This window comes from Conexibacter sp. W3-3-2, from assembly GCF_009707605.1.
Classification (GTDB): domain Bacteria; phylum Actinomycetota; class Thermoleophilia; order Solirubrobacterales; family Solirubrobacteraceae; genus Paraconexibacter; species Paraconexibacter algicola.
Genome location: NZ_WLYW01000001.1, coordinates 1,875,621 through 1,902,399 on the forward strand (window position 1 = coordinate 1,875,621; position 26,779 = coordinate 1,902,399).

Consider the following 26,779-nt stretch of genomic DNA (forward strand, 5'->3'; position numbering starts at 1 on the left):
CTAGAGGGCCTCCACGACGGTCGCGATGCCCATGCCGCCGCCGACGCACAGGGTGCACAGGCCGTAGCGGCCACCGGTGCGGTGGAGCTCGTCGATGATGGTGCCGAGGATCATCGCGCCGGTCGCGCCGAGCGGGTGACCCATGGCGATCGAGCCGCCGTTGACGTTGACCTTGTCCATGTCGGCGTCGAGGTCCTTGACCAGACGCAGGGCGACGGACGCGAACGCCTCGTTGATCTCGATCAGGTCGAGGTCGTCGACGGTCAGGCCGGCCTTGGCGAGCGCCTTCTTGGACGCCGGGCCGGGGCCCGTCAGCATGATCGTCGGGTCGGCGCCGGAGAGGGCGGTCGACACGATCCGCGCCTTCGGCGTGAGGCCGTTGCGCTTGCCGGCCTCCTCGTTGCCGATCATGACGAGGGCGGCGCCGTCGACGATGCCCGAGGAGTTGCCCGCGTGGTGGACGTGGTTGATCTTCTCGATCCAGTGGTACTTCTGGAGCGCGACGGCGTCGAAGCCGCCCATCTCGCCCATGACCGCGAACGACGGCTTGAGGCCGGAGAGGGACTCGACGGTCGTGCCGGGACGGATGAACTCGTCCTTCTCGAGGACGATCTGGTCGTTGATGTCGCGGACCGGGATGACCGAGTTGTCGAAGTAGCCGTTGGCCTGGGCGGCCGCGGCGCGCTCCTGCGAGCGGGCGGCGAACGCGTCGACGTCCTCGCGGGTCCAGCCCTCGACCGTGGCGATGAGGTCGGCGCCGATGCCCTGGGGCACGAAGCCGGTGTCGAAGTTCGTCTCCGGGTCCATCGCCCAGGCGCCGCCGTCGGAGCCCATCGGGACGCGGGACATCGACTCGACGCCACCGGCCCAGACGAGGTCCTCCCAGCCGGAGGCGACCTTCTGCGCCGCCGCGTTGACGGCCTCGAGGCCGGACGCGCAGAAGCGGTTGAGCTGGACGCCGGCGGTGGTGTCCGGCAGGCCGGCCTTGATGGCGGCGGTCTTGGCGATGTCGCCACCCTGGTCGCCGATCGGCGACACGCAGCCGAGGACGACGTCCTCGACCTGGTTGGGATCAAGGGACTCGTTGCGGGCCAGGGTCTCGTGCATGAGGCCGACGACCAGGTCGACGGGCTTCACGTTGTGCAGCGAGCCGTTGAACTTGCCCTTCCCGCGCGGGGTGCGGATCGCGTCGTAGACGAACGCTTCTGTGCTCATGGGGGATGAACTCCTCGAGGTAGCTCTCTCAGGCGCGGGGCGTGATGGGACCGGGCCCGCGGACCGCCGACGACATCGAATCGGCGGCCGCGGAATCGTAGCGCGTTGTTGGCAGAGTGCCAGTACGTTGCGCGACGGTCGCCCTCGAGGGGACGGCGGTCAGCCCGCGAGCGAGGCGTCCAGCGTGATCTCCTCGACGCCCGCGAGCGCCTTGGAGACCGGGCAGCCGGCCTTCGCGGCCTCGGCGTGCTCGAGGAACGCGGCCTCGTCGAGGCCGGGGACCGTGCCGACCGTCGTGAGCTCGATCTTCGTGATCGTGGGGCCGGAGTCGAGCAGCTTCAGGGTGACCTTCGCGGTCGTCTCGACCGACTGCGGCGTGTGGCCGGCCTCGGCGAGCATGTTCGACAGGGCCATCGAGAAGCACGCGGCGTGCGCGGCGCCGATCAGCTGCTCGGGGTTGGCGCCGTCACCGTCCTCGAAGCGGCTCTTGAACGAGTAGTTGCCGCCGATGCTCTCGCCGGCGACGAACTCGCCGCGGCCGGACTTCAGGTCGCCTTCCCACTTCGCGGTGCCGATGGACGGCATGTCGGGTCCTCCTGGTTTCGGGTTCGGGGTACGGCGCTCATCCTGCCCGAGGCGGAACCTCGTCAGTCCGAAGATGGCGCCGAGCCTCGGCCAGCGGGTTGCCCGCGTCGTCGGACTCGTGGCCGGGCGGCCAGGTGCCGAGGTAGTTGTTGCGTCCGCCGTCGACGTCGATGACCGAGCCGGTCGTGTAGTCGCCCGCCGGGGAGGCGAGGTGCGCGACGAGCCAGGCGATCTCCTCCGGGCGTCCGAGCCGCTGCAGCGGGACGGTCGCGGCCGCGCCCTCCACGATCGGCGTCGGGTACTTCGTCAGGAAGGTGTCGGTGCCGAACACGCCGGCGGCGATGGCGTTGAGCTTGATGTCGAAGCGCGCCCACTCCACCGCGAGCACCTTCATCATGTTGTCGACCGCCGCGCGGGCCGCGCAGGAGTGCACCATGCCGGGCAGCCCGTTGTGCGGGGTGAGCGTGACGCTGAGGATCTTGCCGCCGCGCTGGGGGATCATCGCCTTCGTCGCGACCGCGTGGGTCATCAGCCAGGTGCCCTCGACGTTCAGCCGGATGACCGTGCGGAAGCCCTTCGGCGTGATCGACTCGGCCGGGACGAGGAACTGGCCGCCGGCGTTGTTGACGAGCAGGTCGATGCGGCCGTGCTCGGCGACGACGCCGTCGACGAACGCGTCGACCTCGTCCTCCTCGCGGATGTCGCACGTCGCGGCGCTGACGTTGCCCGCGGGCGCGAGCGCGGCGGTCTCCTGCAGCGGCTCCTCGCGCCGCCCGCAGACGATCACCCGTGCGCCGAGCGACGCGAGCTCCAGCGCCGTGACCCGGCCCAGGCCGGAGCCGCCGCCGGTGACGATGCAGACCTGGCCGTCGAGCAGCCCCTCCCGGAACACCTGGCTCATGGGCGCGATCCTCGCACGCCGGCGGGGCTAGGGTGGCGGCTGCGATGGCTCCTCCCCCGCGCCGCGTCCTGGTGGACGCCCTCAACGTGCTCGGGAGCCGCCCGGACGGGTGGTGGCGCGACCGTCCCGCGGCGGTCACCGCGCTCGTGGCCGCGGTCGACGCGTGGTGCGCGCGGACCGGCGCGCAGGCGACCGTCGTGGTCGACGGGGCGCCCCGGCCGTACGGGGCGCCGGTGCTCGCGCGGGTCGTCACCGCGGACGGGCCCGACCCGTCGCGCCGGGACGCCGCCGACGACACGATCGTCGCGCTGCTGGAGCGGGACCGCGACCCGGGCGCGGTGACCGTGGCGACCTCCGACGGCGGCCTGCGCGAGCGGGCCGCGGCGCTCGGCGCCCGGGTCGTCGGCGCGCGCACGTTCCGCGAGCGCGTCGACGGCGACCCGCTCGTCGCGGTGACCTCGGCCCGCGACCCGCGCGTCGCCCGCGCCGTCGCGCTGCTCCGCGCGGAGGACCCGGACGGCCGCGTCGTCGCACTCGAGGACGCCGACGTGATCGCGGAGGCGGCCGCGCTCGGCGCCCGACCGGGCCTGCTGCTCGGCGGCCAGGACGGCGTGCCGCTCGCCGACGACGCCCGCCGCGCGCTCGGCGTGCTCGGGCAGGCCGCGGACGTCGTGGCGCTCGTGCCGCGCCCGGCCGCACCCGACCCCGGGGAGCTCCCGACGGGCGCGCTCGTCCTCGTGGGCGTGCGCGACGCCGGGAACGTCGGGACGATCGTCCGGACCGCGCGCGCGCTGGGCCGCCCGCGCGTCCTGCTCGACGAGGCGTGCGCCTCGCCGTGGTCGCGGCGGGCGCTGCGGGCGGCCGCGGGCGCGACGCTTGCGCCGGGCCTCGTGGCCCGCGGCGCGGACCTCGGAACGCTCGCCGCCGCCCCCGCCCGCCCGGCGCTCGCCGCGGCCGTGCCGCGCGGCGGCGTGCGGCCGGAGGAGCTGCCGGCGGGAGCGGTCGTCGTCCTCGGGAGCGAGCAGCGGGGCCTTTCCGAGGCGGAGGTCGCCTGCTGCGACCACGCGGTCACCGTCCCCGCGGGCGGCTTCGAGTCGCTGAACGTCGCGGCGGCGGCGGCGATCCTCGGGTACGCGACGCCGCGCTGAGGGCGACGGCTACCGCGAGCCGAGCTGCTCGAGCAGGCGGTCCAGGAAGGCCGCCTGCGCCCGCACGAGCTTCACCCGCGCCGCCTCGGTCCCGAACCAGGCGGCGCGGTCGATCTCCGGGAAGACCTGGGTGCGACCGGAGCGGGGCGGCCACTCCAGCTCGAAGGTCCCGGGCACGATCGCGTCGACGTCGAGGTCCCCGGCGACCGCCCACGCGGTGACGCGCTTGCCGCCGGACTGGCGGATCTCCCCGAGCTCCAGCCGCGGGCCGTCCGGGAGCGGCAGGCCGAGTTCCTCGCGGAACTCGCGGCGGGCGGCGTCCCACGGGTCCTCGGTGGCCGGGTCGTACTCGCCCTTGGGGATCGACCACGCACCGTCGTCCTTGCGGGCCCAGAACGGGCCGCCCATGTGCCCGAGCAGCACCTCGGGACCCTCCGGTCCGGCGCGGTGCAGCACGATCCCGGCGCTGTGGCGCACCCCGCTCAGGCGGGCGGGCCGTAGACGCGGGCGTACTCGGCCAGGAGATGGTCCAGCGGCAGGTCGTCCCAGGTGCCGTGGTCGCGCAGGTACTCCATGTAGCGGCCGCCCTGCGCGTCGAACTGGTGCAGCAGCGCGTCGCTCGTGCCGTCGAACTCCAGCGGCTCGACGCCGAAGCGCGCGCACAGCTCGGCGTTGAACGCGGAGCTCGCCTTGCGCCACGCGCCGTCGATCCAGAGGGTCGAGTAGCCGTGGTAGACGAACAGGTCGGTGCCCATCTGCTCGGCGAGCCGCTCGGACTGCAGGTGGTTCTTCACGTCGGCGAACCCCAGTCGCGAGGGCACGCCGAGTGCCCGCGCGCCCGCGGTGAGCACGACGGACTTCGGCACGCAGTAGCCGCGGCCCGCGTCGAGCACGGCGCTGGCCCGGTAGGCGGCCGGGTCGGTGGGCAGGTCGAAGGGGTCGTAGCGCAGCTCGTCGCGGACCGCCGCGAACAGCCGGCGGACCCGCTCGACCGCGGAGTCGGCTCCCGCGGTGACGCGCTGCACGAACGCGACGACGGTCGGGTGGTCGGCGTCGAGGAACGCCGTCGGCGCGAGGTCCGCGTCGGTCGGCGGCGCGTCGGGCGGGGTGACGGTCGGCATCGGCGGAGTCTGGCATGCCCGGCGGTGCCCTCCCGACACCAGAAGATCCTCCAGTTCGTGGCGCCCGACCATATGGTTTGACCTCCAAGCATCGCTACGGTGGATGCATGAGCGAGATCGAGCGGTTGGGCGTCGTCGGAGCGGGCTTCATGGGCTCGGGCATCGCGGAGTCGTGTGCGCGCGCGGGCCTGGAGGTCGTCGTCTTCGAGCCCGAGGGCCCGCCGCTGGAGCGCTCCCGCGCAGGGATCGAGCGATCGATCGCCCGCGCGGTCGGCCGCGGCAAGCTCGCCGAGGAGGACGGCGAGGCGCTCGTCGACCGCATCACCTGGACCACCGAGATCGAGGACCTGCAGCGGGTCGACGGGGTGGTCGAGGCGATCATCGAGGACGCCCGCGTCAAGGGCTCCCTGTTCAAGAAGCTCGACGCGCTGCTGCCCGACGCGCGGTTCCTCGCGTCCAACACCTCGTCGATCCCGATCGCCGAGATCGCTTCGTGGACCCGGCGCCCCGAGCGCGTCCTCGGACTGCACTTCTTCTCCCCCGTGCCGGTGATGAGCCTCGTCGAGATCGTCGTCGGCTACGACACCCACGAGGACGTCGTGGCGCTCGCCGAGGACCTCTCGCGCGACATCGGCAAGCACCCGGTGATCACGAAGGACCGCTCCGGCTTCATCGTCAACTTCCTGCTCGTCCCCTACCTCATGGCGGCGATCCGGATGTTCCAGGACGGCTTCGCCGCCCGCGAGGACATCGACGAGGCGATGAAGCAGGGCTGCGGCCACCCGATGGGCCCGCTGACGCTCGCCGACTTCATCGGCCTGGACGTCCTCTACGCGATCGGCGACTCGCTCTACGAGGAGTTCAAGCAGCCCGAGTACGCCCCGCCGCCGCTGCTCAAGCGGATGGTCGTCTCCGGCGCCCACGGCCGCAAGAGCGGCCGCGGTTTCTACGACTACGACAGCGCTCCCACCCCGACCAAGGCCATCGCATGACGACCACCGCGTTCCCCGACCTCTACGACATCCCGCAGGAGCTCCTGGACTTCCGGGACCTCGTCCGCCAGCTGGCGCAGGAGCAGATCGCGCCGCGCGCCGGCGAGATCGACCGGGCGGCCGAGTACCCGTGGGACGTCCGCCGGCTCCTCGCCGAGCAGGACGTGCTGGGGCTGCCGTTCGGCACCGAGCACGGCGGCACCGGCACCGGGACGCTGATGCTGCAGATGGCGGTCGAGGAGATCGCGAAGGTCTGCGCGTCGAGCGCGCTGATCCTCATGCTGCAGGAGCTCGGCTCGCTGCCGATCAGCCTGTTCGGCTCCGAGGAGATGAAGGAGAAGTGGCTGCCGCGCTTCGCCAGCGGCGAGCTCGCGCCCGCGTTCGCGCTGAGCGAGCCGGAGGCCGGGTCCGACCCCGCGGCGATGCGCACGACCGCGGTGCGCGACGGCGACGAGTGGGTCCTCAACGGGACGAAGAACTGGATCTCCAACGCCGGGGTCGCCGACACCTACGTCGTCTTCGCGATCACCGACCGCGAGAACCGGCGTTCCTCCGCGTTCCTCGTCGAGGCCGACCGCGAGGGGTTCTCGATCGGCAACTACGAGCACAAGCTCGGCATCAAGGGCTCCCCGACCGGCTCGCCCGTGATGGAGGACGTGCGGATCCCGCACGAGAACCTCATCGGCGTCGAAGGCAAGGGCCTCTCCGTCGCGCTCGGCACGCTGGAGCGCACGCGGCTGGGTGCGGCGGCGCAGGCGGTGGGGATCGCGCAGGGTGCGACGGACTACGCCAACGAGTACGCGAAGGAGCGGATCGCGTTCGGCAAGCCGATCAACCAGCTGCAGGGCCTGCAGTTCAAGCTCGCCGACATGGAGACCGGGACGGCCGCCGCGCGGGAGCTGCTCTACAAGGCGTGCACGATGGTCGACCGGGGAACGCCCAACGTCGGCAAGTACACGTCGATGGCGAAGCTGTTCGCGTCCGACAACGCGATGCGCGTCACGCTCGACGCCATCCAGGTCCTCGGCGGCTACGGCTACGTGAACGAGTACCCCGTCGAGCGGATGATGCGCGACGCGAAGATCACGCAGATCTACGAGGGCACCAACGAGATCCAGCGCGTCGTCATCGCCCGCGCGATGACCGCGTAGCCGGGACCCGGACGGCGCTACAGGCGGAAGTCGGCGGCCCGCAGGTGGTGCAGGACGTCGGCGAGGGTGACGAGGTCGCCGTCGCCGACGGGCTCCATCCCGAAGCGGATGCCGTTGAGGGCGCGCGTCGCGTCGGTGGCGACGGTGCGGCCCTCGTCGGTGATCCGCGCCAGCGTCGTGCGCCGGTCGCTGGGATGCCGGGTGCGCGCGACGAGGCCGAGCCGCTCGAGGCCGTCGACGAGGTTCGTGACGCTCGCGGGGTGCAGCTGCAGGCGCTCCCCCATCTTCCCGAGCGGCAGCTCCCCCGCGCGCGAGTAGAACAGCAGCATCAGCGCCTCGTAGCGCGCGTAGGAGAGCCCGTGCGGCTCGAGCTGCTCGTTCAGGCGGGCGAGCACGACCTGGTGGGCGCGCATGAGCGAGGTGACCGCCGCCACGGGAGGGACGGTCTCGGCGCCCCAGTGCTTCTCCCACTGGCGTCCGGCCTCGGCGATCGGGTCGATGGGCAGCGGCTCGGGCACGGCCCCGGGGAGCTTGCCACACGGCCCGCCGGGCCGGTCCGCCGACGCACCGACGCGCCGGACCGATGAGTTCCGGGCACCCGGTCGGTCAGGATCGACACCCGTCCCTGACCCGAGGAGCACCCGCATGTTCGACGCCAGCATCGCCTTCCACGGCCTCGCCGTCCCCGACGTGGAGGCCGCGCGCGCCTTCTACGCCGACACGCTCGGCCTGCCCACCAGCGAGGAGATGGGCATGCTCGTCCTGCACCTCGGGTCCCAGAACACGATCGTGTACCCGAAGCCCGACCACGTGCCCGCGACGTACACGGTCCTGAACTTCCCGGTGCCCGACATCGACGCGGCCGTCGACGAGCTCGCCGCCCGCGGCGTCGAACTGGTCCGCTACGACGGGTTCGAGCACGACGCCAAGGGCATCGTGCGCAGCGACGGCACGCGCGGCCCGCACATCGCCTGGTTCACCGACCCCGCGGGCAACGTCCACGCGGTCATGCAGGACGCCTGAGCGTCGCCCATGCGCGCACCACGACGTCGTCGCCGCGGCGCGCCTGCAGCGTCACGGCGACGCCGTCCACGTCACCGGTCAGGAGCAGCTCGTCCCCGGGCCACACCTGGCCGGTGAACCGCACGCGGTAGGACGCGACGTTCTCGGGCCCCGCCCAGCGGGCCAGGCGCGCGGCGACGATCCCGCCGCTCAGCAGGCCCATCGCGAACACGCCGTCGCTGCCCGCGGCGCGCGCGAACGCCTCGTCGTGGTGGATCGGGTTGAAGTCGCCGCCCGCCCCCGCGTAGCGGACGATGTCGGTGCGGGTGATCGGCCCGATCCGCTGCGGCGGGAACGCGCTCATGCGCCCGTCTCCACGAAGACGTGCCGCTGGACGGCGACGACCGCGCCGGCGGGATCGGTGAACGTGGTCGCGAACGTCGCGCGGGTCATCGTGCCGCCGCGCCGGCCCTCGCGGGTGTCGAGCGCCTCCACGACGGTCGTGCCGGTCAGCACGTCGCCCGCCCGGACGGGCCGGACGAGGTCCCAGGACGCCTCGCCGTGCAGCAGCCGCGCGACGTCCATCCCGATCGCCAGCGGCGCGTCGATGATGCCGTCGGCGCGCAGGTGGTCGGCGAGCACGAGCGCGGTCGGGGGCGCGACGGCGCCCCAGGCGTCCGGGGCCTCCCCGAACGCGCGGGCGAGCTCGCGCAGCTTGCCCGGCTCGATCGTCACGGTGACGGTGTCGAGCGCGCGGCCGACGACGGCAGGATCGACGGGCACGCCGCTCAGCCGAGGTCGTCGAAGGAGCCGTGGCGGCCGGCGCCGCCCGCGAACCGCGACGCGCCCTCCAGGGCGGCGGTGAGCGCGCGCCGCCCGTGCTCCCACTCGACGGCCAGGGCGGCCTGCTCGTCGCGGCCGTCCTGCTGCAGCGCCGAGAGGCGGTCGCCGCGCATCGTCACCTGCGGGAAGCGGGCGAGGTCGCGGGCGAGCTCCTGCGCGGCGGCGAGGCCCGTGCCGGTGGGCACGACGCGGTTGGCGAGGCCGATGCGCTCCGCCTCGGCGGCGTCGACGGGTCGGCCGGTGAGGATGAGGTCCATCGCGCGGCTGAGCCCGATCAGCCGCGGCAGCCGGACGGTGCCGCCGTCGATCAGGGGCACGCCCCAGCGGCGGCAGAACACGCCGAACACGGCGTCCTCCTCGATGACGCGCAGGTCGCACCAGCAGGCGAGCTCGAGGCCGCCCGCGACCGCGTGCCCGGCGACCGCGGCGATCACCGGCTTGCCGAGCTGCATCCGGCTCGGACCCATCGGCCCGTCCCCGCTGCCGGGGTCGTGCATCCGGTTGGCGCGGTCGGAGCCCAGCGCCTTGAGGTCGGCCCCGGCGCAGAACGAGCCGCCCTCCCCGTACAGGACGGCGACGGCGGCGTCCTCGTCGGCGTCGAAGGCGCGGAAGGCGTCGGCCAGCAGCGCGGCGGTCGGGCCGTCGACCGCGTTGCGGACCGCGGGACGGGACAGGATCACCGTGGTGACGGGGCCGTCGCGCTCGACGCGGACGGCGGCGGAGTCGCTCATGCCCCGACCCTAACCGCCGGGACCGTCCGCGATGATCCCGCCCGTGGCCCGCCGACGCGCCCAGGACATCGTGGTCGCGCGCGTCGGGGAGCTCGTCGTCGAGCGCGACCCGGCGCGCCCGACGGGCCGGCTGCTGCGTCAGGGCGACATGGACGCCTCCTACGTCGACCTCGCCGACGTGCGGCACCTCGAGTTCGACTACCTGCGCTGGGCGCGGCTCGTGCTGCGCGCGGCCGGGGCGCGCCGCGTCCTGCACGTCGGCGGGGCGGGCTGCGCGCTGGCCCGGGCCCTGGCCGACGAGGACCGCGAGGGCCGCCAGGAGGTCGTGGAGATCGACCCGGCGGTCCTCGAGGTCGCGCGCGAGCACCTGGGACTGCGCCGGGCGCCCGGGCTGCGCGTCCGCGTCGGCGACGGCCGCGAGCGGATCGCGGCGCGCCCCGACGACAGCCACGACGCGATCGTGCTCGACGCGTTCGTCGGCGCCCGCGTGCCCCGCCACCTCGTCACGATCGAGGCGCTGACGGACGCGGCGCGGGTGGCGCCGCTGACCCTGGTGAACCTCGTCGACACGCGCGCGCTCGACGACACGCGCGCGGTCGCCGCGTCGCTGCTGCAGGCCTACGCGCACGTGGTCGCGCTGGGCTCCCGCGGCCTGCGCGGCGGCAACGTCGTGCTGGCGGGGTCCACGGCGCCGCTGCCCGCCGACCGGATCGCGGCGGGCGCGGCCGCCGACCCGTCCCCGGCGCGACTGCTGGATCGAGCGGAGCTGCTGCGGCTCGTCGCGGGCACCGTGCCCGCCCGCGACGCCGACGGGATCTGAGCGGCGCCCGTCCCCGGGTCAGGCGGCGTCCGGGGTGCGCACGCGGTCGGCCCAGCCCAGCGCGGTCCCGGCGAGCTCGAGCAGGGCCTGGTCGAGCGCCTGGGCGTCGCGGGCCGAGCGGGCGCGCGCGACCTCGCGCACGGCGGCGGCGAGGGCGCCCGGCCCGTGGTCGGGCGCGGCCCCGGCGACGCCGTCGACCAGCGCGAGCCGATTGCGCCGCCGGCGGGCGAGCCGGTCGGCGGGCGTCTCGGACTGCGGGGCGGGCTCGAGGCCGGCGGCGGCGACGGCGGCGCTGAGCGTCCCGAAGTGGTGGCGCACGGTCGGCAGGCTCGGCCAGTCCCCCTCGTAGTAGCGCTCGATCCGCCACTCCTGGCGGGTGCGGCGCGCGCGGTAGGGGTCGAGGTCGGTCTGCGTCGGGGGCTCGCCGAAGCGGCGCGTCCACTCGCGGATCGCGCGCAGGACGGCGTCCGGTCCGGTGAGGTTGGGCTTGCGGCCGCGCGGGCGCGGGGGCTCGAGCCCGGCTGCGGCGATCGCCTCGCCGAGCGTGCGGAACTGGCGGCGCACCATCCGGATCGTCGGCCACGTCCCGCGCTCGAACCGCTCGGCGCGCCACACCTGCCCGCGGGCCCGGGCGCGTGAGGGCTCCCAGTCGATCGTCAGCGGTGGCGCGCCGTGCTCGGCGGTCCAGGCCTGGATCGCCGCGATGATCTCGTCGCGGCCGAAGCGGCGGGCGCGGGGGCGGCCGACCGGGCGTGCGGTGGGACGGCGCTCGACCTCGAAGACGGTGCTCATGCGGGGGGGCTCCTCGTCGAAGTACTCGGGGTGGGCGGCCTGGATCTCCCCGAGCTGCGAGGTGACCTGGCGGAGGTGGTGGCGCATCGCCGACTCGGCCGCGTCGGCGTCCCGGGCGGCGACCGCGGCGACGACGGCGCGGTGCTCGGCGAGCATGTCGGCGAGGAAGCCGGGAGCGGGGAGCGACAGCCGCCGGACGCGGTCGAGCTGGCCGTTGGCGCGTTGGGCGAGCGTCCAGGCGATCGGCCGCCCGCTGGCGAGCGCGAGCAGCCGGTGCAGCTCCCCGTCGAGCGCGTCGAAGCGGACCGGGTCGGCCCGGTCGACGACGCGCTCCTGCATCGCGAGGTTGGCCTGCAGCTCGTCGAGCAGGTCGGTGGTGGCGGCGCGCGCGGCGAGTCGCACGGACGCGCACTCGAGCGCCTCGCGGACGAACGCCGCGTCCTCGACCGCCTGGCGGCTGATCCGCGTGACGAAGGTGCCGAGCTGCGGCACGATCGCGACGAGCCGCTCCTCGCGCAGCAGCGCGAGCGCCTCCCGGATCGGGGTGCGGCTGACGCCGAGCTCCCCGGCGAGCTCGTTCTCGGACAGCCGCCGGCCGGGGTCCAGCTGCGCGGTGGTGATCGCGTCCCGCAGCGTCGCGTACACGCGGTCCCGGGTCGGTTCTCCGGGTCGGCCACGGTCGGACAGGACGAGCTGCATGGGCTGCGTACTAGTATACAAGCACGGGTGAGTTGCCCGAGCGCGCCCTGGCACCGGCTGGCGCACCGCAGAATGCACCGGATTCCCCCTCGACCACCTGCGCAGTCGGCCGCAGTTCGCCCTTGCATTTCGTCCTCCCGGTGCGGTTAGGCTGGCCGCCCATCGGGATCCGGGACTGCCGGAGCCCATGGGTCGAGAGGAGAGCGGTGGTGGCGCCCGAGGAGCGCATCGCTGGTGCATCCCTGGAGGTCCGCGATCTCGCGGTCGTCTACTCGGACGTCATCCACGCCCTGCGTGGCGTGACGTTCTCGGTGCCGGGCGGATCGATCGTCGCGCTGCTCGGCGCCAACGGCGCCGGCAAGACGACCGTCCTGCGCGCGGCGACCGGCCTGCTGCCCATGCACCGCGGCCGCACGGTCCGCGGCGGGATCGAGCTCGACGGCACGCCGCTCGGTCGTCGCGGCGCCGTCGACCTCGTGCGCGCCGGGGTCGCGCAGGTCATGGAGGGCCGGCGGATCTTCGCGCCGCTGACCGTCGAGGAGAACCTGCGCACCGGCGCGTTCTCGCGCACCGACCGCACCGCCGTCGCCGCCTCCCGCGACCGCGTGCTCGAGCTGTTCCCCGACCTGCGGGGACGGCTCGACGACGTCGCCGGCTACCTCTCCGGCGGCCAGCAGCAGATGCTCGCGATCGGCCGTGCGCTCATGGCCGGGCCGCGGCTGCTCGTCCTCGACGAGCCCTCGCTCGGGCTGGCGCCGCTGATGGTCCGCCAGATCCGCGACGCGATCGTCGCGATCAACGAGGCGGGCACCACGGTCCTGCTCGTCGAGCAGAACGCGCGGATGGCCCTCGCGATCGCTGATCGCGGCGTCGTCATGGCGACCGGCCGCGTCGCGCTCGACGGCCCGGCCGACGCGCTGCTCGCCGACCCCCAGGTGCAGGCCAGCTACCTCGGCGGCACCGTCGGCGAGCCGCTGCCCGACGCGGTCGCCCAGGCGCTCCCCGACACCGGGGAGCCGGCATGAGCGCGCTGCTGGAGGTCCGCGACGTCACCCTGCGCTTCGGCGGGGTCACGGCCCTGGACGGCGTGTCGTTCACCGCTGCGCGCGGCGAGCTCGTCGCGGTCATCGGCCCCAACGGCGCCGGGAAGACCTCGGTCTTCAACTGCATCAGCGGCGTGTACGTGCCGCAGGAGGGGGCGGTCGCCCTCGACGGCGTCTCGCTGCTCGGCTCGCGCCGGCGGTCCGCCGACCTCGGCGTCGGGCGGACGTTCCAGAACCTCGGCCTCTTCCCCACGCTCACGGTCACCGAGAACCTCCTGCTCGGCCGCCACCGCCACATGCGCTCCGGCTTCCTCGCCGGCGCCGCCTGGCTGGGTCGCGCCCGCCGCGAGGAGCGCGAGCACCGCGTCCACGTCGGCGCGATCCTCGAGCTCCTGCACCTGGAGGCGGTGCAGGACGCCCACGTCGCGATGCTGCCCTACGGCATCCAGAAGCGCGTCGAGCTCGGCCGGGCCCTGGCGATGGAGCCGCGGCTGCTGCTGCTCGACGAGCCCGTCGCGGGCATGAACAGCGAGGAGACCGAGGCGATGGCCGCGCACGTGCGCGCGGTCCGGACCGCCCGGCCCGAGCTCGCCGTCGTGCTCGTCGAGCACGACATGCCGTTCGTCATGGGGCTCGCCGACCGCGTCGTCGCACTCGACTTCGGCCGGCCGATCGCGACCGGCACCCCGGCGGAGATCCAGCGCGACGAGCGCGTCATCGCCGCCTACCTCGGCACCGCGGAGGTCGCATGACCGACTTCGTCCAGTACGTCTTCGCGGGAAGCGCGCTCGGCGCCCGCTACGCGCTCGTCGCGCTCGGGTTCGTCGTCATCTTCCGCGCCACCGGCGTCATCAACTTCGCGCAGGGCGGTCTCGTCGCCGTCGGCGCGTACCTGACCTACCAGCTGGCCGAGGAGTCCGGCCTGCCGTTCGCGCTCGCGGTCGTGATGGCCGTCGCGCTGTGCGGCCTGCTCGGCGCGCTGATCGAGCGGCTCGTGCTCGCCCGCACCGTCGGCCAGCCCGCCTTCGCGGTGATCATGATCACGATCGGCCTGCTGTTCGTCCTCGAGCAGGTCATCCCGACGATCTGGGGCTACGGGGCGCAGAACCTCGGCGACCCGTGGGGCATCGACACGGTCGACGCCGCCGGCCTCACGCTCGCGGTCCGGGACCTCTGGACGCTGCTGCTCGCCGCCGTCGCGCTCGCCGGGTTCTTCGCCTTCTTCCAGCGCTCCCGTTACGGCCTGGCGATGCGCGCCGTGGCGATCGACCAGGAGGCCGCGCTCGCGCAGGGCATCAGCGTCCGGCGCGTCGTCGCGGTCAGCTGGGCGATCTCCGGGATGGTCGCGGCCCTCGCCGGCGTCACGCTCGCGACGGGGGCGGCGGCCGTCACGCCGACGATCTCGTTCATCGCGCTCGCCGCCTTCCCGGCGATGATCCTCGGCGGCCTGGACTCCCCCGGCGGGGCGGTCGTCGGCGGCCTGCTGATCGGCATCACCCAGACGCTCACCGCCGGCTACCAACCCGACCACGCCGCGTGGCTGGGCGACAACTTCCACGTCGTCATGCCCTACGTCGTGATGATCCTCATCCTGCTCGTGCGGCCCTACGGGCTGTTCGGCAGCCGGGAGGTGGACCGCGCATGAGCACCCCCGTCCCCCGTCCGCCCGCGCTGCTGCGCGCGCCGGCGGCCCGCCCGCTCGCGGTCGCGCTGCTCGCGCTCTACGTGCTGCTGCCGCTTGGCGTCTCCGACTTCTGGCTGTCGGTCCTCGCCTACGCGGGCATCGCCGCGATCGGCGCCCACGGCCTCAATCTCCTCACGGGGTACGCCGGTCAGGTGTCGCTCGGGCACGCCGCGTTCATCGGCGTCGGCGCGTACGTCGCGGGCTGGCTGGGCGCGGACAACGGCCTGCCGCTGCCGCTGTGGCTCGCCGGGGCCGCGCTCGCCGGGGCCGTCATCGGCGCGCTGATCGGCCCGTTCGCCCTGCGGCTGCGCGGCCAGTACCTCGTCGTCGTGACGCTCGGGCTCGTGTTCCTGGCCGAGCATGTCTTCCGCAACTGGACCGGGCTGACCGGCGGCAACGGCGGCCGCGCGATCGACGCGCCCGCGAGCCTCGGCGTGGACTTCAACGACTTCGCGCTCGGCGGCTTCGAGGCCACCCGCGCGCAGAGCTGGTTCTGGCTCGTCTGGGCGCTCGTCGCGCTCGTCAGCCTCGTCGCCGCGAACCTCGCGCGCAGCCGCGCGGGCCGCGCGCTGCAGGCGATCCGCGACCGCGACCTCGCCGCCGAGCTGACCGGGGTCGACCTCGCCCGCACGAAGGTCGCCGTGTTCGCGCTGTCCAGTGCCCTCGCCGCGCTCGCCGGCGCCCTCCTGGGCGCCTACCAGGAGTTCGTCTCCCCGAACGAGTGGAGCCTCGTCCTCTCGATCCAGTACATCGCGATCGTCATCGTCGGCGGGCTCGGCTCGGTCTACGGACCGGTCGTCGGCGCGCTGTTCGTCGGCTCGCTGCCGCGGATCATCGAGGAGTACTCGGACTCGATCCCCGGGGTCGCCGCGAGCGCCGGCGACGACGGGATCATCACCGTCTTCGCGCTCAACCAGGTGCTGTTCGGGTTGCTGATCATCGGCTTCCTGATCGCCGAGCCCCGGGGGCTGACCGCCCTCACGCGTCGGGTCGCGCTGCGGGTCAACCGGCGGTCGTCCGCACAGGCGACCGCCACCACCGAGGAGGAGAGCAGATGAGAGGGAGCAGGACGACGAGGGCCGTCACCGCACTCGCGCTGGTGGCCGCCCTGGGCGTCGCCGGCTGCGGCCGCGACGACGACGACGGGGGCGGCGGCGGATCCGCAGGTGCCCCCGGCACCACCGCGGGCTTCGACGGCAAGACGATCAAGCTCGGGGTCCTGACACCGCTCAGCGGTCCGGTCGCCGTGATCGGGCAGCCGCTGACCGCCGGCAACCAGCTGTGGTTCGACAAGCTCAACGCCGCGGGCGGCGTCGCGGGCAAGTACCGGGTCGAGCTCGTGCAGCGCGACACGCGCTACGACCCGCCGACCGCCGTGCAGGCGTACAACCGGCTCAAGGACGAGACCGCCGCGTTCGTGCAGATCCTCGGCACGCCGACGATCTCCGCGGTCCTGCCGCAGATCAAGCGCGACGGCACCGTCGCCGGCCCCGCCACGCTCGACGCCGAGTGGGTGCGCGAGCCGAACCTCGTGCCGATGGGCGCCCCGTACCAGCTGCAGGCGATCAACGGGATCGACTACTACCTGCGCACCGAGGGCAAGGGCGGTGGCAAGAAGCTCTGCGGCATGTTCCAGGACGACCCCTACGGCGAGGCGGGATCGCAGGGCGTCGACTTCGCGATGAAGGAGCTCGGGCAGGAGCTCGCCGCCAGCGTCACCTTCCGCCAGGGCGACAAGGACTTCACGGGCCAGGTCACCCGGCTGAAGAACGCCGGCTGCGACATGGTGTTCCTCACCGCGCTGCCGACCGAGACCGGCGCCATCCTCGGCACCGCGGCTCAGGGCCGGTTCGCACCACGCTGGATCGCGCAGTCCCCCGCCTGGGTGCAGGCGCTGTCGCAGTCCCCGCTGAAGGACTACCTCGAGGCCCGGCTGTGGGTCGTCGCGGAGGGCCCGGCGTGGGGGGACGAGAGCGTTCCCGGCATGAAGGAGCTGATCGCCGCCCGCAAGGAGTTCCCGTCGAAGGCCAAGGTCGCCGAGGGCGACCTGTACTACGCGTTCGGCTACAACCAGGCGCGCGCCATGACCGCGGTGCTCGAGCAGGCCGTGAAGAACGGGGACCTGTCGCACGAGGGGATCCTCAAGGCGGTGCAGGAGGTCGGGACGGTCTCGCTCGACGGGCTGTCCGGCGACTACACCTACGGACCGGTCGCGCAGCGCAACCCGCCGCGCGAGTCGTCGATCTTCACGGTGAAGGCCGACGGGCCGTTCGGCCTCGAGGCGGCGGAGACGAACGTCGCCTCCGCGCCCGCCAAGGCGTTCACGTTCACAGGCGCCGCCGAGTAGGGCGCCCACCCGTCGTCGCCCGCGGAGACCGCGACCCCGGGACGTCCGTCCGGGGCCGCGGCGCGGGCGTCGCGGTCTCAGGCCACCGACTGCTTGCGCAGGGTCGGCTTGTCGATCTTGCCGACGGGGTTCTTCGGCAGCTCGTCGCGCAGCTCGATGAGCACCGGCCGCTTGTACTTCGCCAGCTGCTCCTCGCAGAGCGCGTGCAGGTCCTCCACCGTGGTGGTCGCGTCGGGGCGCAGCGCGACGTAGGCGACGACGACCTCGCCGAGCACGTCGTCGGGCCGGCCGATCACCGCCGCCTCGAGCACGCCCTCGTCGGTGTAGAGGACCGACTCGATCTCCTTCGGGTAGATGTTCTCGCCGCCGCGGATGATCATGTCCTTGATCCGGTCGACGATCTTCAGGTACCCGTCCTCGTCGAAGATGCCGACGTCACCGGTGTGCAGCCAGCCGTCGACGATCGTCTTGGCGGTCTCCTCAGGCTTGTTGAGGTAGCCGCGCATGACGACCGGGCCCTTGATGACGACCTCGCCGCGCTCGCCGTGCGGCAGGATGGTGCCGTCCTCGCCCATGATCTCGACCTGCTGGCCGGGCATCGGGATCCCGACCGTGCCGGGCTTGCGCTTCCCCCTCCACCGGGTTGATCACCGAGGCGCAGGTGCCCTCCGAGAGGCCGTAGCCCTCGACGAGCACGACGTCGAACCGCTCCTCGACGCGGTGGATGAGCTCGGCGGGCATCGGCGCCGCACCGCAGATGACGAGCCGCAGCGAGGACGTGTCGGCGACCTGGTCGTCGGGGAGCGCGGAGAGCATCGCGTAGATCGCGGGGACCGCCGAGAAGTACGTGGGGCGCACCGCGGCGACGGTGTCGAAGAACGTCGACGGGCTGAACTTCGCGACGATCGTCACGCGGCCGCCCGCGAGCAGCGGCGTGAGCGTGCCCGCGACGATGCCGTTGGCGTGGAACAGCGGCAGCACCAGCAGGCTGTGGTCGGCGTCGGTGATCAGCAGGTGCGTCCCGGCGCTCTCGCACATGCTCAGCAGGTTGGAGTGGTCGAGCATGACGCCCTTGGGCTTGCCGGTCGTGCCGCTCGTGTAGATCAGCAGCGCGAGGTCCGAGGGGTCCTGCGGCGGCGCCGGCAGCGCGGTGTCCCCGACGTCCTGCAGCAGCGCGTCGAGGCCGAGCACCTGCCCCTCGATCGGCAGGCCCTCGCCGATGATCGCCTTCGCCCCCGCGTCGTCGACCTGGTACTGCATCTCGGTCGGCGTCAGCATCGGGTTGACCGGCGTGATCGCCGCCCCGATCCGCCAGGACGCGAACAGCGCGACGATCAGCTCGTGACGGTTGGGGAGGATCACCGCCGTGGTGTCCCCCGGCCCGACCCCGGCGCGCACGAGCGCCGCGGCGGCCCGCTCGACGCGGTCGTGCAGCCCCGCGTTGTCGAGCTGCACGTGGTCGTCCCAGACGGCCGGGGCGTCGGGGGCCTGGGAGGCGCGCATCGCGGGCAGCTCGGCGAAGGTCGTCAGCGCGGCGCGGCGCTCTTCCATGGTCGTCATCGGTCTCTCCTGGCGTGGTGGGTCGCGTCCGAGGCTCCCACGTCGTCCGGGACCGCTGTATGGGGAGCAGGGACGAACCGGCACCCCGCGGGCTGTGGAGAGCCGACAGGCGCTCAGCCGCCGCCGCGGGCGCGCACGGCGGCGACGACCGCCTCGAAGCGGTCCTGCTCGAGCACGGCGCCCTCGCGGCGGATCGCGTCGGCACGGACGCGCAGGACGCGCGAGACGTCGACGTGGCTGCAACGGCCGTCGCGGTCCCACGCCCCGCTGCCGAGCTCGATCCAGTCGTCGCGGTCGAGCCGGTCCTCGTGGCTGCGGCTGGACAGCGGCACGAGCAGGACCTCGTCGCCGTCGCGGGCGATGACGACCGTCGGGCGGTCCTTGCCCTGGGAGGCGTCCTCCTCGTAGGGCACCCAGGTCCAGACGACCTCGCCGGGGTCGGCGTCCCCGTCGAGGTCCGGGTCGTAGCGGAACGCCGGCTCGCTCATGGCACAGGAACGTAACGGGGGCCGGTCGCGGCTGTGGGAGCATCGCGCCCATGGAGCGCGGAGTGTCCCGTCGGGAGCTGCTGGTCGCCGGTGCCGCGGGGGCGGGCGGCCTGCTGCTCGGGGCGCGCGGCGCGCCGCCCGCGCTCGGGCAGCTCGCGGCGCTGCGCGGCGGGCTGCGCTCGGAGCTCGTGACCGTGACGCCGACCGGCTTCTCGTGCTGGTGGGCGACGTCGGAGGCGTCCGACAGCCGGATCGTGCTGCGGGGCCCGGGCCTGCCCGCCGCCGGGGAGTCGCGGGTGCTGGAGCAGGGCGCCCGGGTGCACGTCGCGTCCGTGGAGGGCCTGCAGCCGGGCCGCGAGTACCGCTACGAGCTGTGGTCCGGCGGCCGCCGGGTGCCCGAGAACGACGCGCACACCGGGGTCGTGACGACGCTGCGCCGGCCCGCCGGGCGCGTGCTGGCGACGATCGCCGTGCTGAACGACATCCACGTCGGCGAGGGCTGCTCGGGGACGATCAGCGGCGACTTCCCGCCGTGCTTCTCCGAGCCCGGCTACGCGATCCGCATGACCGCTGCGGCCGTGCGGGCGATCCGACGGCTGCGCCCCGACCTGCTCGTCGTCAACGGCGACCTCACCGACCGCGGCCGCCCCGACGAGGTGCGCCGCGCCCTGGCGGTGCTGCGCCGGGCGCGCGTGCCGCTGGCGGTGACACGCGGAAACCACGACCGCCGCTTCGGCCCCTGCGGGGAGGACGGGGACTGCCTGCGCATGCAGGCGTTCGGCGACCGACCCGTCGGCGCGCACGCCCTGTCGTGGTCGCGCGACGTCGGCCCGGCGCTGACGGTGATCGGCCTGGACTCCTGCGACCCGGACAGTGGCCGCGGGCGGCTGGACCTCGGGGACCAGCTGTCGTTCCTGGACCGCGAGCTGACCCGGGCCGCCGGACAGGGCCGCCGGGCGCTCGTGCTCTTCCACCACCCGATCGTCGCCGGGTCGCGCTTCAGCGCGCTGCCGCCCTTCGGCTCCGGGGTCGACCCCGACCGCGGCGGCCGTGACGCGCTGGGGGTGCTCGCCCGGCATCCGCACGTCGCGCTGGTGCTCCACGGGCACACGCACCGCAACCTCGTCGCCTACGACGAGCGGATCGGGGAGCGGCTGCCGTTCGTGGAGAACGGGGCGGGCAAGGAGTACCCGGCCGGGTTCGCGCTGCTGCGCTTCCACGAGGACGGTGTCACGCGCGAGTTCCACCGCATGGACGAGCCGTTCGTGCGCGACTGGGTGGCGACCAGCGCCCGGCAGGTCTACGGGCGCCAGGCGGAGTACACGCGCGGCCCACGGTCCAGCCGCGGCTTCACGCACCTGTACGGGCGGCGGGGGTTCCAGCCCGCGCCGTCGCTGCCGCTGAGCGCGCCGGACCTGCCGTTCGTCGGCAGCTGAGGCGGACGGTCAGACGTCGGCCGCGGCGAGCAGCGCGACGCGCTCGGCCTCGGCCATCTGCACGTCGACGATCGCGGCGATGCCGTCGGCGCCGAGCGCCACGGGGACGGCGAGGACGCTGCCGGTGATCCCGAGCTCGCCCTGGCAGAGCGCCGAGCACGGCAGCACGCGGCGCGTGTCGTCGACGATCGCCGCGACGACGTCGACGACCGCGGCGGCGGGCGCCAGCAGCCCGGCGCGCTCGCCCAGCCCGGCGCGCAGCTCGTCCGCCGCGTCGGCGACGCCCGCGACGACCGCGTCGAGCCGCTCGGTGCCGAGCACCTCGGCGGCGGGACGTCCGGCGATCGTCGCGGTCGAGGTGATCGGGACGAGCACGCCGTCGTGCTGGCCGAGCACGAGCGCCTGCACGTCGGCGACGCTGACGCCCGCCTCGCGGGCCAGCAGCGACCGCAGCCGCGCGGTGTCGACGACGGTCCCGAGGCCGAGCACCTGACCGCGCGGGAAGCGGGTCGCCTCGAGCACCGCGTGCGTGGCCGCGTCCACCGGGGTGGTGAGCACGACGACGACCGCGTCCGGGCAGCGGCGGGCGAGCTCGGCCCCGACCTCGGCGAGCGCCGCGAGCGGGTCCGGCCCGCCGAGGGCGAGGACGACGACGTGGCTGCCCGCGACGTCCACCCAGCCGCCCGGGGAGACCCGGCCGGCGCCCGCGTCGAGCGCGACCGCGGCGGTGAGGTCGAGCGCGCGCGCCCGGGCACGAGCGGCGTCGGCGTCGACGAGCACGACGTCCGCGTCGGGCCGGCGGCCGAGCAGCAGCGCGGTCGCCGAGCCGACCGCGCCGGCCCCCACCACGGTGATCTTCCGTCTCATCGACCGAGTATCGCCCACGCGGCCTCCCGGCGCGGTGGACGATCGTCGGGGCGGGCCCGCACCCCAGGTGTGTCACTATTCCGAAAAGTCACATCCGTGACGTTTGCTGGTCATAACCGCACCGATTAGAGGTAGATGTGACACCATGACGGACTTTCTGGACGAGAAGCGTCAGGAGATCGCGAGCCGCCTGAAGGAGCTGGCGCCGCTCGTCGAGGAGTACCACAAGCTCGAGGCGGCGCTGCAGGCGCTCGACGGCGTCCGCGCCGCGCCCGCGCCCTCCCCCGCCCGTGCACCACGGGCCCGCAAGGCCGCCTCGGGCACGGACTCCGGCACGGGCCGTCGCGGCCGCCCCAAGGGCAGCGGCCCGCGGGCCAACGAGGCGCTCACGCTCGTGAAGGAGAAGCCCGGCATCACCATCCCCGAGCTCGCCGACGCGATGGGCATCAAGCAGAACTACCTCTACCGGGTGCTGCCCGGGCTGCAGAAGGAGGGCCTGGTGCGCAAGGAGGGGCGCGGCTGGCACGCGCTCGAGGCGGCCTGAGCGCCCGCGCAACGGCCGAGGGCCGGCGCCACCGCGGTGGCACCGGCCCTCGGTCCGTCCGGGATCGGTCGGGTCAGCCGACGAGGCCGAGGCCCTTGACCGCGTCGCGCTCGCCGACGAGCTCGGCGACGGTCGCGTCGATCTTCTCCTGCGCGAACTCGGGGATCTCGAGGCCCTGGACGATCGAGTACTCGCCGCCCGAGCAGGTCACCGGGAACGAGCTGATGATGCCCTCGGCGACGCCGTAGCTGCCGTCGGACGGGATCGCCATCGAGACCCAGTCACCCTCGGGGGTCCCGAGCACCCAGTCGTGGATGTGGTCGATCGCCGCGGAGGCCGCGGAGGCCGCCGAGGAGGCGCCGCGCGCGTCGATGATCGCCGCGCCGCGCTTGCCGACGGTCGGCTGGTAGATCTCGCGGTACCAGTCGAGGTCCGAGCCGACGGCCTCGAACGCGTTCTGGCCCTTGACCTTCGCGTTGTAGAGGTCGGGGAACATCGTCGGCGAGTGGTTGCCCCAGATCGCCATGTTCGTGATGTCGGACACGGTGGCGCCGGTCTTCTCGGCCAGCTGGGCGATCGCGCGGTTGTGGTCCAGGCGCGTCATCGCGGTGAAGCGCTCCTTGGGCACGTCCGGCGCGTTGGCCTGCGCGATCAGCGCGTTGGTGTTCGCCGGGTTGCCGACGACGAGGACCTTGATGTCGTCCGCGGCGCCGGCGTTGATCGCCTCGCCCTGCGGCTTGAAGATCGCGCCGTTGGCCTCGAGCAGGTCGGCGCGCTCCATCCCCGGACCACGCGGGCGGGCACCGACGAGCAGGCCGATGTTCGCCCCGTCGAACGCCTTGGTGGCGTCGTCGTAGATGTCGATGTTCGCCAGCAGCGGGAACGCGCAGTCGTTCAGCTCCATGGCGGTGCCCTCGGCGGCCTTGACGGCCTGGGGGATCTCGAGCAGCCGCAGGTTGACGGGGGTGTCGGGGCCGAGCATCGCGCCGGAGGCGATGCGGAAGAGCAGGGCGTAGCCGATCTGGCCGGCGGCGCCGGTCACGACCACGTTGACGGGGGTGCTCACGGTTCGGTGTCTCCTTCAGGGGTCCGGTGAGGGTGAGGTGCGGGCGATGCTATCGGCGTCGCGATTCACCGGCGGTACGGCGCCACGGCGCCGAGCGCTCAGAGCAGTTCCGCGTCGTGGACGAGCAGCGCGACCTGGACGCGGTTGTTCAGCTCGAGCTTCGTCAGCAGGCGCGAGACGTGGGCCTTCACGGTGGCCACGCTCATGTGCAGTTCGGCGCCGATCTCGGCGTTCGAGCCGCCACCGCCGAGCGCGACGGCGACCTCCAGCTCGCGCTCGGTGAGCTCCTGCAGCGCCTCGCGCGCGCGGCCGCGACGGTCCTCGACGGCCGGGTCGGCGACGTGCGTGATCAGCTGGCGGGTGACCGCCGGGGACAGCATCGCCTCGCCGGCGGCCACGAGCCGGATCGCCTCGACGATCCGGGCGGGCGGCGTGTCCTTCAGCAGGAACCCGCCCGCGCCCGCGCGCAGCGCACGCAGCACGTGCTCGTCGGCGTTCATGGTCGTCAGGACGATCACCTGCGGCGGGTCGCGGCGTGCGCGCAGCGCCTCCGTGGCGGCCAGCCCGTCGACCCCGGGCATGCGGATGTCCATCAGCACGACGTGCGGGCGGTGCGCGTCGACGGCGGCCGGCACCTCGGCGCCGTCGGACGCCTCGGCGACGACCCGCAGGTCGGACTGCCCGTCGAGCATCATCCGCAGCGCCGAGCGCACGAGCGCGTCGTCGTCGACGAGCAGGACGCGGATCGTGCTCACGTCGCCTCCACCGGCCAGGGCAGCCAGACGCGCAGGCGGAACCCGCCGTCCTGCGTGGGTCCGTGCTCCAGGCGGCCGCCGGCGAGCTGTGCGCGCTCGCGCAGGCCGAGCAGCCCGCTGCCCGCCCCGGGGATCCGGGCGGACGCCCCGACGGCGGCGCCGACCGGTGCCGGGTTGTCGACCTCGACGGTCAGCCCGTCGCCGGGCGCCCCGTGCAGGCGCACGTCGACGGGGGCGCCGTCGGCGTGCTTGCGCGCGTTGGTGAGCCCCTCCTGCACGACCCGGTAGGCGGTGCGGCCCAGTCCGGCGGGCACCGCGCCGACGGCGACCTCGGCGTGCACGCGCATCCCCGCCGCGCGGCTCTCCGCCAGCAGCGCGTCGAGGTCCCCGAGCGTCGGCTGCGGGCGGGCGGGCGCCCCCGACGCGGCGTCGACCTCGGCGGACTCGCCCGCGTCGGAGCGCAGCACGCCGATCACCTCGCGGAGGTCCTCGAGCGCCTCGTGGGCGCTGCGGCGGATCACGCCCGCGGCCTGCGCGATCTCGTGCGGCGGCGCGTCGGGGCGGAACTCGAGCGCCCCCGCGTGCATGCTCAGCAGCGAGATCCGATGCGCGAGCACGTCGTGCATCTCGCGCGCGATCCGCGCCCGCTCGCCGTCCCGGGCCTGCTGGGCGCGCAGCTGCTGCTCGGCCTCGGCCCGCTCGGCGCGCTCGCGCAGCGAGTCGACGAGCGCGCGGCGCGCGCGCACGTACATGCCCCAGCCGACGTGCGCCGCGACGAAGACGGCGACCATCACCATCAGCCAGCCCCAGGCGATCTCCTTGTCCGGGTAGAAGCGGAAGTACACCCCGGCCGTCGCGACGTACAGCGCCGCCACCGGCATCACGCTGCGCAGCGGCCGGTGCACGGCCACGGTGAAGAGGACCACCAGGCCGGCGCCGCTCGTGGAGGTCGCCAGCATCCCGAGGGGGAGCGTCGCGAGGGCGATCGGCACGGGCCAGCGCTTGCGCCACCACAGCGCCGCCGTCGCGACGACACCGGCCACGAGGTCCAGGAGCGCGACCACGCCGCCGTGGCGGTCCCACGGGGCGTCGGTCATGTACGTCACGAGGCCGAACGCGATCGCGGCGGCGATCAGCGCCGGATCGCGCCAGGTGCGGTCGGGGACGGTCGTGGCCATCGTGGATCGAGCGTACGCGCCCGCGGTCGCGCCGACCACCGACGGAAGTCGACGCCGCGATCGACCTTCGGCCGATGTGCCACGCGGCCCCGGCGCCGAAGCTCGAGAGCATGATCACGGTCGAGAACCTCACGAAGCGGTACGGCGGGCACACCGCCGTGCAAGACGTCAGCTTCCGCTGCGAGCCGGGCACCGTCACCGGCTTCCTCGGACCGAACGGGGCGGGCAAGTCCACGACGATGCGGATGATCGCCGGGTTGACGACGCCGACCTCCGGCACCACCACGGTGATGGGCGTCCCCTACGCAGACCTCCCGAACCCCGGCCGCGAGATCGGCGTCCTGCTCGACGCCTCCGCCCAGCACGCGGGCCGCACGGGGCTGGGGACGCTGCGCCTCACCGCCGACGTGCTCGGCGTTCCGCGCGCGCGGGTCGACGAGCTGCTGGCGCTCGTGGACCTCGACCGCACGAAGGCGCGCCGCCGCGTCGGCGACTACTCGCTGGGCATGCGCCAGCGGCTCGGACTCGCCCAGGCCCTGACCGGCGACCCGCGCGTGCTGATGCTCGACGAGCCCGCCAACGGCCTGGACCCCGAGGGCATCCACTGGATGCGCGGTCTGCTGCGCGACTTCGCCGACCGTGGCGGCACGGTGCTGCTGTCCTCGCACCTGCTGCGCGAGGTCGAGGCCGTCGCCGACCGGCTCGTCGTCATCGCAGGCGGCCGGATCGTCGCCGACGGCACCAAGACCGAGCTGCTCGCCGCGACCGGCACGCTGGTGCGGGCCACCAGCAGCACGGACCTCCGCCGGGCGCTCGCGGTCGCCGGCCTGCCGTCGACAAACCTGACCGACGGCGGTCAGCTCGTCGAGGCTGACGCCGAGGCGGTCGGCCGGGCCGCCGCGGCCGGCGGCGTCGTCCTCTTGGAGCTGCGCGCCGCCGACGGCGCCGGGCTCGAGGAGCTCTTCCTGTCCCTCACCACCTCCCCCCATCCCACCCTCGAGCACCAGGAGATCGCCGCATGAGCACCGCCACCCTCCCCACCACGCTCGCGCCGCGCGACATCGCCGGCCCGACCATCGGGCGGTTGACCGCCGTCGAGCTGCGCAAGGCGTCCGACACCCGCTCCGGCCGCTGGCTGCTCGGCCTCGCGGTGCTCGTCACGATCGCGGTCACCGTGGCGCGCGGGTTCATCGGCGCCGCCGAGGACCGCACGCTGACCGAGATCATCGCGCTCTCCCACCTGCCGTTCTCGATCTTCCTCCCGATCATCGGGATCCTGCTCGTCACGGGCGAGTGGTCGCAGCGAACCGCGCTCACGACGTTCGCGCTCGTCCCCGACCGTCGCCGGGTGATCGCGGCCAAGCTCCTTGCCGCCCTCACGCTCAGCGCGACCGGTCTCGCGACCGCTCTCCTGGCTGCGGTCGTGGTCACCGCGGCGGCCGGGGTGCCCGGAGCCTGGGACGTCGGCGCCGGCGACCTCGGGCAGGTGACCCTCGCGGTCCTCCTCGGCATGCTCTGGGGCGTCGCGTTCGGCCTCGTGCTGCGCACCTCGGCCGCAGCGATCGTCGCCTACTTCGCGCTTCCCACGGTGTTCGGCCTCCTCGGCGAGCTCGTCACCGCGCTCCAGTCCACGTGGACGTGGCTGGACCCGAACCTCTCGCTGGTGACCCTGAGCGAGATGCGTCTCTCCGGCGACGGGTGGTGGCACCTGCTCACCGCGTGCTCGCTGTGGATCGCGCTCCCGCTCGTCGTCGGCACCGCGCTGCTGCTGCGACGCGAGGTGAAGTAGCCCGCGCCGTGCGACCATGGAG

The 26,779-nt window shown here is 74.1% G+C and carries 29 protein-coding genes and 1 pseudogene; 14 read left to right on the forward strand and 16 right to left on the reverse strand.

What is annotated here, in order from left to right; all coding sequences use genetic code 11:
- The 3 genes from GKE82_RS09230 to GKE82_RS09240 form a co-directional block, all read right to left on the reverse strand.
- Complete coding sequence (locus GKE82_RS09230) at positions 1–1,215, reverse strand: acetyl-CoA C-acetyltransferase (RefSeq protein WP_154733079.1); 1,215 nt, start codon at positions 1,213–1,215, stop codon at positions 1–3.
- 159 nt (positions 1,216–1,374) lie between these two features.
- The gene (locus tag GKE82_RS09235) at positions 1,375–1,800 is read right to left on the reverse strand and encodes an OsmC family protein (RefSeq protein ID WP_107566662.1); all 426 of its coding nucleotides are present in this window, start codon (positions 1,798–1,800) and stop codon (positions 1,375–1,377) included.
- Positions 1,801–1,837: 37 nt separating this feature from the next.
- Complete coding sequence (locus GKE82_RS09240) at positions 1,838–2,701, reverse strand: SDR family oxidoreductase (protein WP_154733080.1); 864 nt, start codon at positions 2,699–2,701, stop codon at positions 1,838–1,840.
- Between the two features lie 44 nt (positions 2,702–2,745).
- On the opposite strand from GKE82_RS09240, the gene GKE82_RS26945 reads away from it, so the two are divergent.
- Positions 2,746–3,849 (forward strand): TrmH family RNA methyltransferase, encoded by a 1,104-nt coding sequence (locus tag GKE82_RS26945; RefSeq protein ID WP_196189138.1) that lies wholly within the window; start codon positions 2,746–2,748, stop codon positions 3,847–3,849.
- Positions 3,850–3,858: 9 nt separating this feature from the next.
- Here the strand turns inward: GKE82_RS26945 and GKE82_RS28205 are convergent, their stop codons facing one another.
- Complete coding sequence (locus tag GKE82_RS28205; RefSeq protein ID WP_309233515.1) at positions 3,859–4,326, reverse strand: NUDIX domain-containing protein; 468 nt, start codon at positions 4,324–4,326, stop codon at positions 3,859–3,861.
- Positions 4,327–4,331: 5 nt separating this feature from the next.
- The gene (locus GKE82_RS28210; protein ID WP_107566667.1) at positions 4,332–4,970 is read right to left on the reverse strand and encodes a transglutaminase family protein; all 639 of its coding nucleotides are present in this window, start codon (positions 4,968–4,970) and stop codon (positions 4,332–4,334) included.
- A 107-nt stretch (positions 4,971–5,077) separates the two neighbouring features.
- On the opposite strand from GKE82_RS28210, the gene GKE82_RS09260 reads away from it, so the two are divergent.
- Together GKE82_RS09260 and GKE82_RS09265 are read left to right on the forward strand one after the other, a co-directional pair.
- A complete protein-coding gene (locus tag GKE82_RS09260; RefSeq protein WP_107566668.1) occupies positions 5,078–5,962 on the forward strand; it encodes a 3-hydroxybutyryl-CoA dehydrogenase in 885 nt (294 codons plus the stop codon).
- The gene (locus GKE82_RS09265) at positions 5,959–7,113 is read left to right on the forward strand and encodes an acyl-CoA dehydrogenase family protein (protein ID WP_154733081.1); all 1,155 of its coding nucleotides are present in this window, start codon (positions 5,959–5,961) and stop codon (positions 7,111–7,113) included. The genes GKE82_RS09260 and GKE82_RS09265 overlap by 4 nt, the downstream gene beginning before the upstream one ends.
- A 17-nt stretch (positions 7,114–7,130) precedes the next feature.
- Here GKE82_RS09265 and GKE82_RS09270 read toward each other — a convergent pair whose 3' ends face one another.
- Positions 7,131–7,631 carry a MarR family winged helix-turn-helix transcriptional regulator gene (locus GKE82_RS09270; protein ID WP_107566670.1) on the reverse strand — a complete coding sequence of 167 codons (501 nt, stop codon included), beginning with the start codon at positions 7,629–7,631 and terminating at the stop codon, positions 7,131–7,133.
- Between the two features lie 127 nt (positions 7,632–7,758).
- Between GKE82_RS09270 and GKE82_RS09275 the strand changes: the two genes are divergently transcribed.
- A complete protein-coding gene (locus tag GKE82_RS09275; protein WP_154733083.1) occupies positions 7,759–8,136 on the forward strand; it encodes a VOC family protein in 378 nt (125 codons plus the stop codon).
- Here GKE82_RS09275 and GKE82_RS09280 read toward each other — a convergent pair.
- Genes GKE82_RS09280 through GKE82_RS09290 form a run of 3 tightly spaced genes read right to left on the reverse strand, consistent with a single transcriptional unit; the run spans position 8,120 to position 9,689 of the window.
- A complete protein-coding gene (locus tag GKE82_RS09280; protein ID WP_154733084.1) occupies positions 8,120–8,479 on the reverse strand; it encodes a MaoC/PaaZ C-terminal domain-containing protein in 360 nt (119 codons plus the stop codon). The two genes, GKE82_RS09275 and GKE82_RS09280, sit on opposite strands and share 17 nt — an antisense overlap.
- Entirely contained in the window at positions 8,476–8,898 is a 423-nt protein-coding gene (locus GKE82_RS09285) for a MaoC family dehydratase N-terminal domain-containing protein (RefSeq protein ID WP_196189139.1), read from the reverse strand. Before GKE82_RS09285 ends, GKE82_RS09280 begins: the two co-directional genes overlap by 4 nt.
- Before the next feature lie 5 nt (positions 8,899–8,903).
- On the reverse strand, positions 8,904–9,689 hold the full coding sequence (locus GKE82_RS09290) for a crotonase/enoyl-CoA hydratase family protein (RefSeq protein ID WP_154733086.1): 786 nt from the start codon (positions 9,687–9,689) through the stop codon (positions 8,904–8,906).
- Between the two features lie 43 nt (positions 9,690–9,732).
- Between GKE82_RS09290 and GKE82_RS09295 the strand changes: the two genes are divergently transcribed.
- The gene (locus GKE82_RS09295; protein WP_154733087.1) at positions 9,733–10,509 is read left to right on the forward strand and encodes a spermidine synthase; all 777 of its coding nucleotides are present in this window, start codon (positions 9,733–9,735) and stop codon (positions 10,507–10,509) included.
- 18 nt (positions 10,510–10,527) lie between these two features.
- On the opposite strand, the gene GKE82_RS09300 is transcribed toward GKE82_RS09295, so the two are convergent.
- A complete protein-coding gene (locus GKE82_RS09300) occupies positions 10,528–12,000 on the reverse strand; it encodes a GntR family transcriptional regulator (protein ID WP_196189140.1) in 1,473 nt (490 codons plus the stop codon).
- A 209-nt stretch (positions 12,001–12,209) separates the two neighbouring features.
- Here GKE82_RS09300 and GKE82_RS09305 point away from each other — a divergent pair, with 209 nt between their 5' ends.
- From GKE82_RS09305 to GKE82_RS09325, 5 genes are read left to right on the forward strand one after another with little or no spacing between them, the layout of a single operon-like run.
- Complete coding sequence (locus GKE82_RS09305) at positions 12,210–13,025, forward strand: ABC transporter ATP-binding protein (RefSeq protein WP_309233516.1); 816 nt, start codon at positions 12,210–12,212, stop codon at positions 13,023–13,025.
- A complete protein-coding gene (locus tag GKE82_RS09310; protein WP_154733089.1) occupies positions 13,022–13,795 on the forward strand; it encodes an ABC transporter ATP-binding protein in 774 nt (257 codons plus the stop codon). Before GKE82_RS09305 ends, GKE82_RS09310 begins: the two co-directional genes overlap by 4 nt.
- Positions 13,792–14,688: a branched-chain amino acid ABC transporter permease gene (locus tag GKE82_RS09315; protein WP_154733090.1), complete on the forward strand. Its 897-nt coding sequence runs from the start codon at positions 13,792–13,794 to the stop codon at positions 14,686–14,688. The genes GKE82_RS09310 and GKE82_RS09315 overlap by 4 nt, the downstream gene beginning before the upstream one ends.
- Complete coding sequence (locus tag GKE82_RS09320) at positions 14,685–15,785, forward strand: branched-chain amino acid ABC transporter permease (protein ID WP_154733091.1); 1,101 nt, start codon at positions 14,685–14,687, stop codon at positions 15,783–15,785. Before GKE82_RS09315 ends, GKE82_RS09320 begins: the two co-directional genes overlap by 4 nt.
- On the forward strand, positions 15,782–17,074 hold the full coding sequence (locus tag GKE82_RS09325) for an ABC transporter substrate-binding protein (protein ID WP_154733092.1): 1,293 nt from the start codon (positions 15,782–15,784) through the stop codon (positions 17,072–17,074). Before GKE82_RS09320 ends, GKE82_RS09325 begins: the two co-directional genes overlap by 4 nt.
- A 77-nt stretch (positions 17,075–17,151) precedes the next feature.
- Here GKE82_RS09325 and GKE82_RS09330 read toward each other — a convergent pair.
- A pseudogene (locus tag GKE82_RS09330) lies at positions 17,152–18,577 on the reverse strand (class I adenylate-forming enzyme family protein).
- A gap of 170 nt (positions 18,578–18,747) precedes the next feature.
- Positions 18,748–19,122 (reverse strand): type II toxin-antitoxin system PemK/MazF family toxin, encoded by a 375-nt coding sequence (locus GKE82_RS09335; protein ID WP_154733093.1) that lies wholly within the window; start codon positions 19,120–19,122, stop codon positions 18,748–18,750.
- A 50-nt stretch (positions 19,123–19,172) separates the two neighbouring features.
- Between GKE82_RS09335 and GKE82_RS09340 the strand changes: the two genes are divergently transcribed.
- Complete coding sequence (locus tag GKE82_RS09340; RefSeq protein ID WP_154733094.1) at positions 19,173–20,558, forward strand: metallophosphoesterase; 1,386 nt, start codon at positions 19,173–19,175, stop codon at positions 20,556–20,558.
- Between the two features lie 9 nt (positions 20,559–20,567).
- Here GKE82_RS09340 and GKE82_RS09345 read toward each other — a convergent pair whose 3' ends face one another.
- Positions 20,568–21,425, reverse strand: coding sequence for a hypothetical protein (locus GKE82_RS09345; protein WP_154733095.1), 858 nt, complete (start codon positions 21,423–21,425; stop codon positions 20,568–20,570).
- Between the two features lie 145 nt (positions 21,426–21,570).
- Here GKE82_RS09345 and GKE82_RS09350 point away from each other — a divergent pair, with 145 nt between their 5' ends.
- Positions 21,571–21,969 (forward strand): Rrf2 family transcriptional regulator, encoded by a 399-nt coding sequence (locus tag GKE82_RS09350; protein WP_154733096.1) that lies wholly within the window; start codon positions 21,571–21,573, stop codon positions 21,967–21,969.
- 73 nt (positions 21,970–22,042) lie between these two features.
- Here the strand turns inward: GKE82_RS09350 and GKE82_RS09355 are convergent, their stop codons facing one another.
- From GKE82_RS09355 to GKE82_RS09365, 3 genes are all read right to left on the reverse strand, one after another.
- A complete protein-coding gene (locus tag GKE82_RS09355) occupies positions 22,043–23,035 on the reverse strand; it encodes a malate dehydrogenase (RefSeq protein ID WP_309233517.1) in 993 nt (330 codons plus the stop codon).
- 98 nt (positions 23,036–23,133) lie between these two features.
- Positions 23,134–23,790: a response regulator transcription factor gene (locus GKE82_RS09360; RefSeq protein WP_309233518.1), complete on the reverse strand. Its 657-nt coding sequence runs from the start codon at positions 23,788–23,790 to the stop codon at positions 23,134–23,136.
- Positions 23,787–24,968, reverse strand: coding sequence for a sensor histidine kinase (locus GKE82_RS09365; RefSeq protein ID WP_154733097.1), 1,182 nt, complete (start codon positions 24,966–24,968; stop codon positions 23,787–23,789). Before GKE82_RS09365 ends, GKE82_RS09360 begins: the two co-directional genes overlap by 4 nt.
- Before the next feature lie 110 nt (positions 24,969–25,078).
- Here GKE82_RS09365 and GKE82_RS09370 point away from each other — a divergent pair, with 110 nt between their 5' ends.
- Together GKE82_RS09370 and GKE82_RS09375 are read left to right on the forward strand one after the other, a co-directional pair.
- Positions 25,079–25,990: an ATP-binding cassette domain-containing protein gene (locus tag GKE82_RS09370; protein ID WP_154735092.1), complete on the forward strand. Its 912-nt coding sequence runs from the start codon at positions 25,079–25,081 to the stop codon at positions 25,988–25,990.
- Complete coding sequence (locus GKE82_RS09375; protein WP_154733098.1) at positions 25,987–26,757, forward strand: ABC transporter permease subunit; 771 nt, start codon at positions 25,987–25,989, stop codon at positions 26,755–26,757. Before GKE82_RS09370 ends, GKE82_RS09375 begins: the two co-directional genes overlap by 4 nt.
- Positions 26,758–26,779 lie beyond the last annotated feature (22 nt).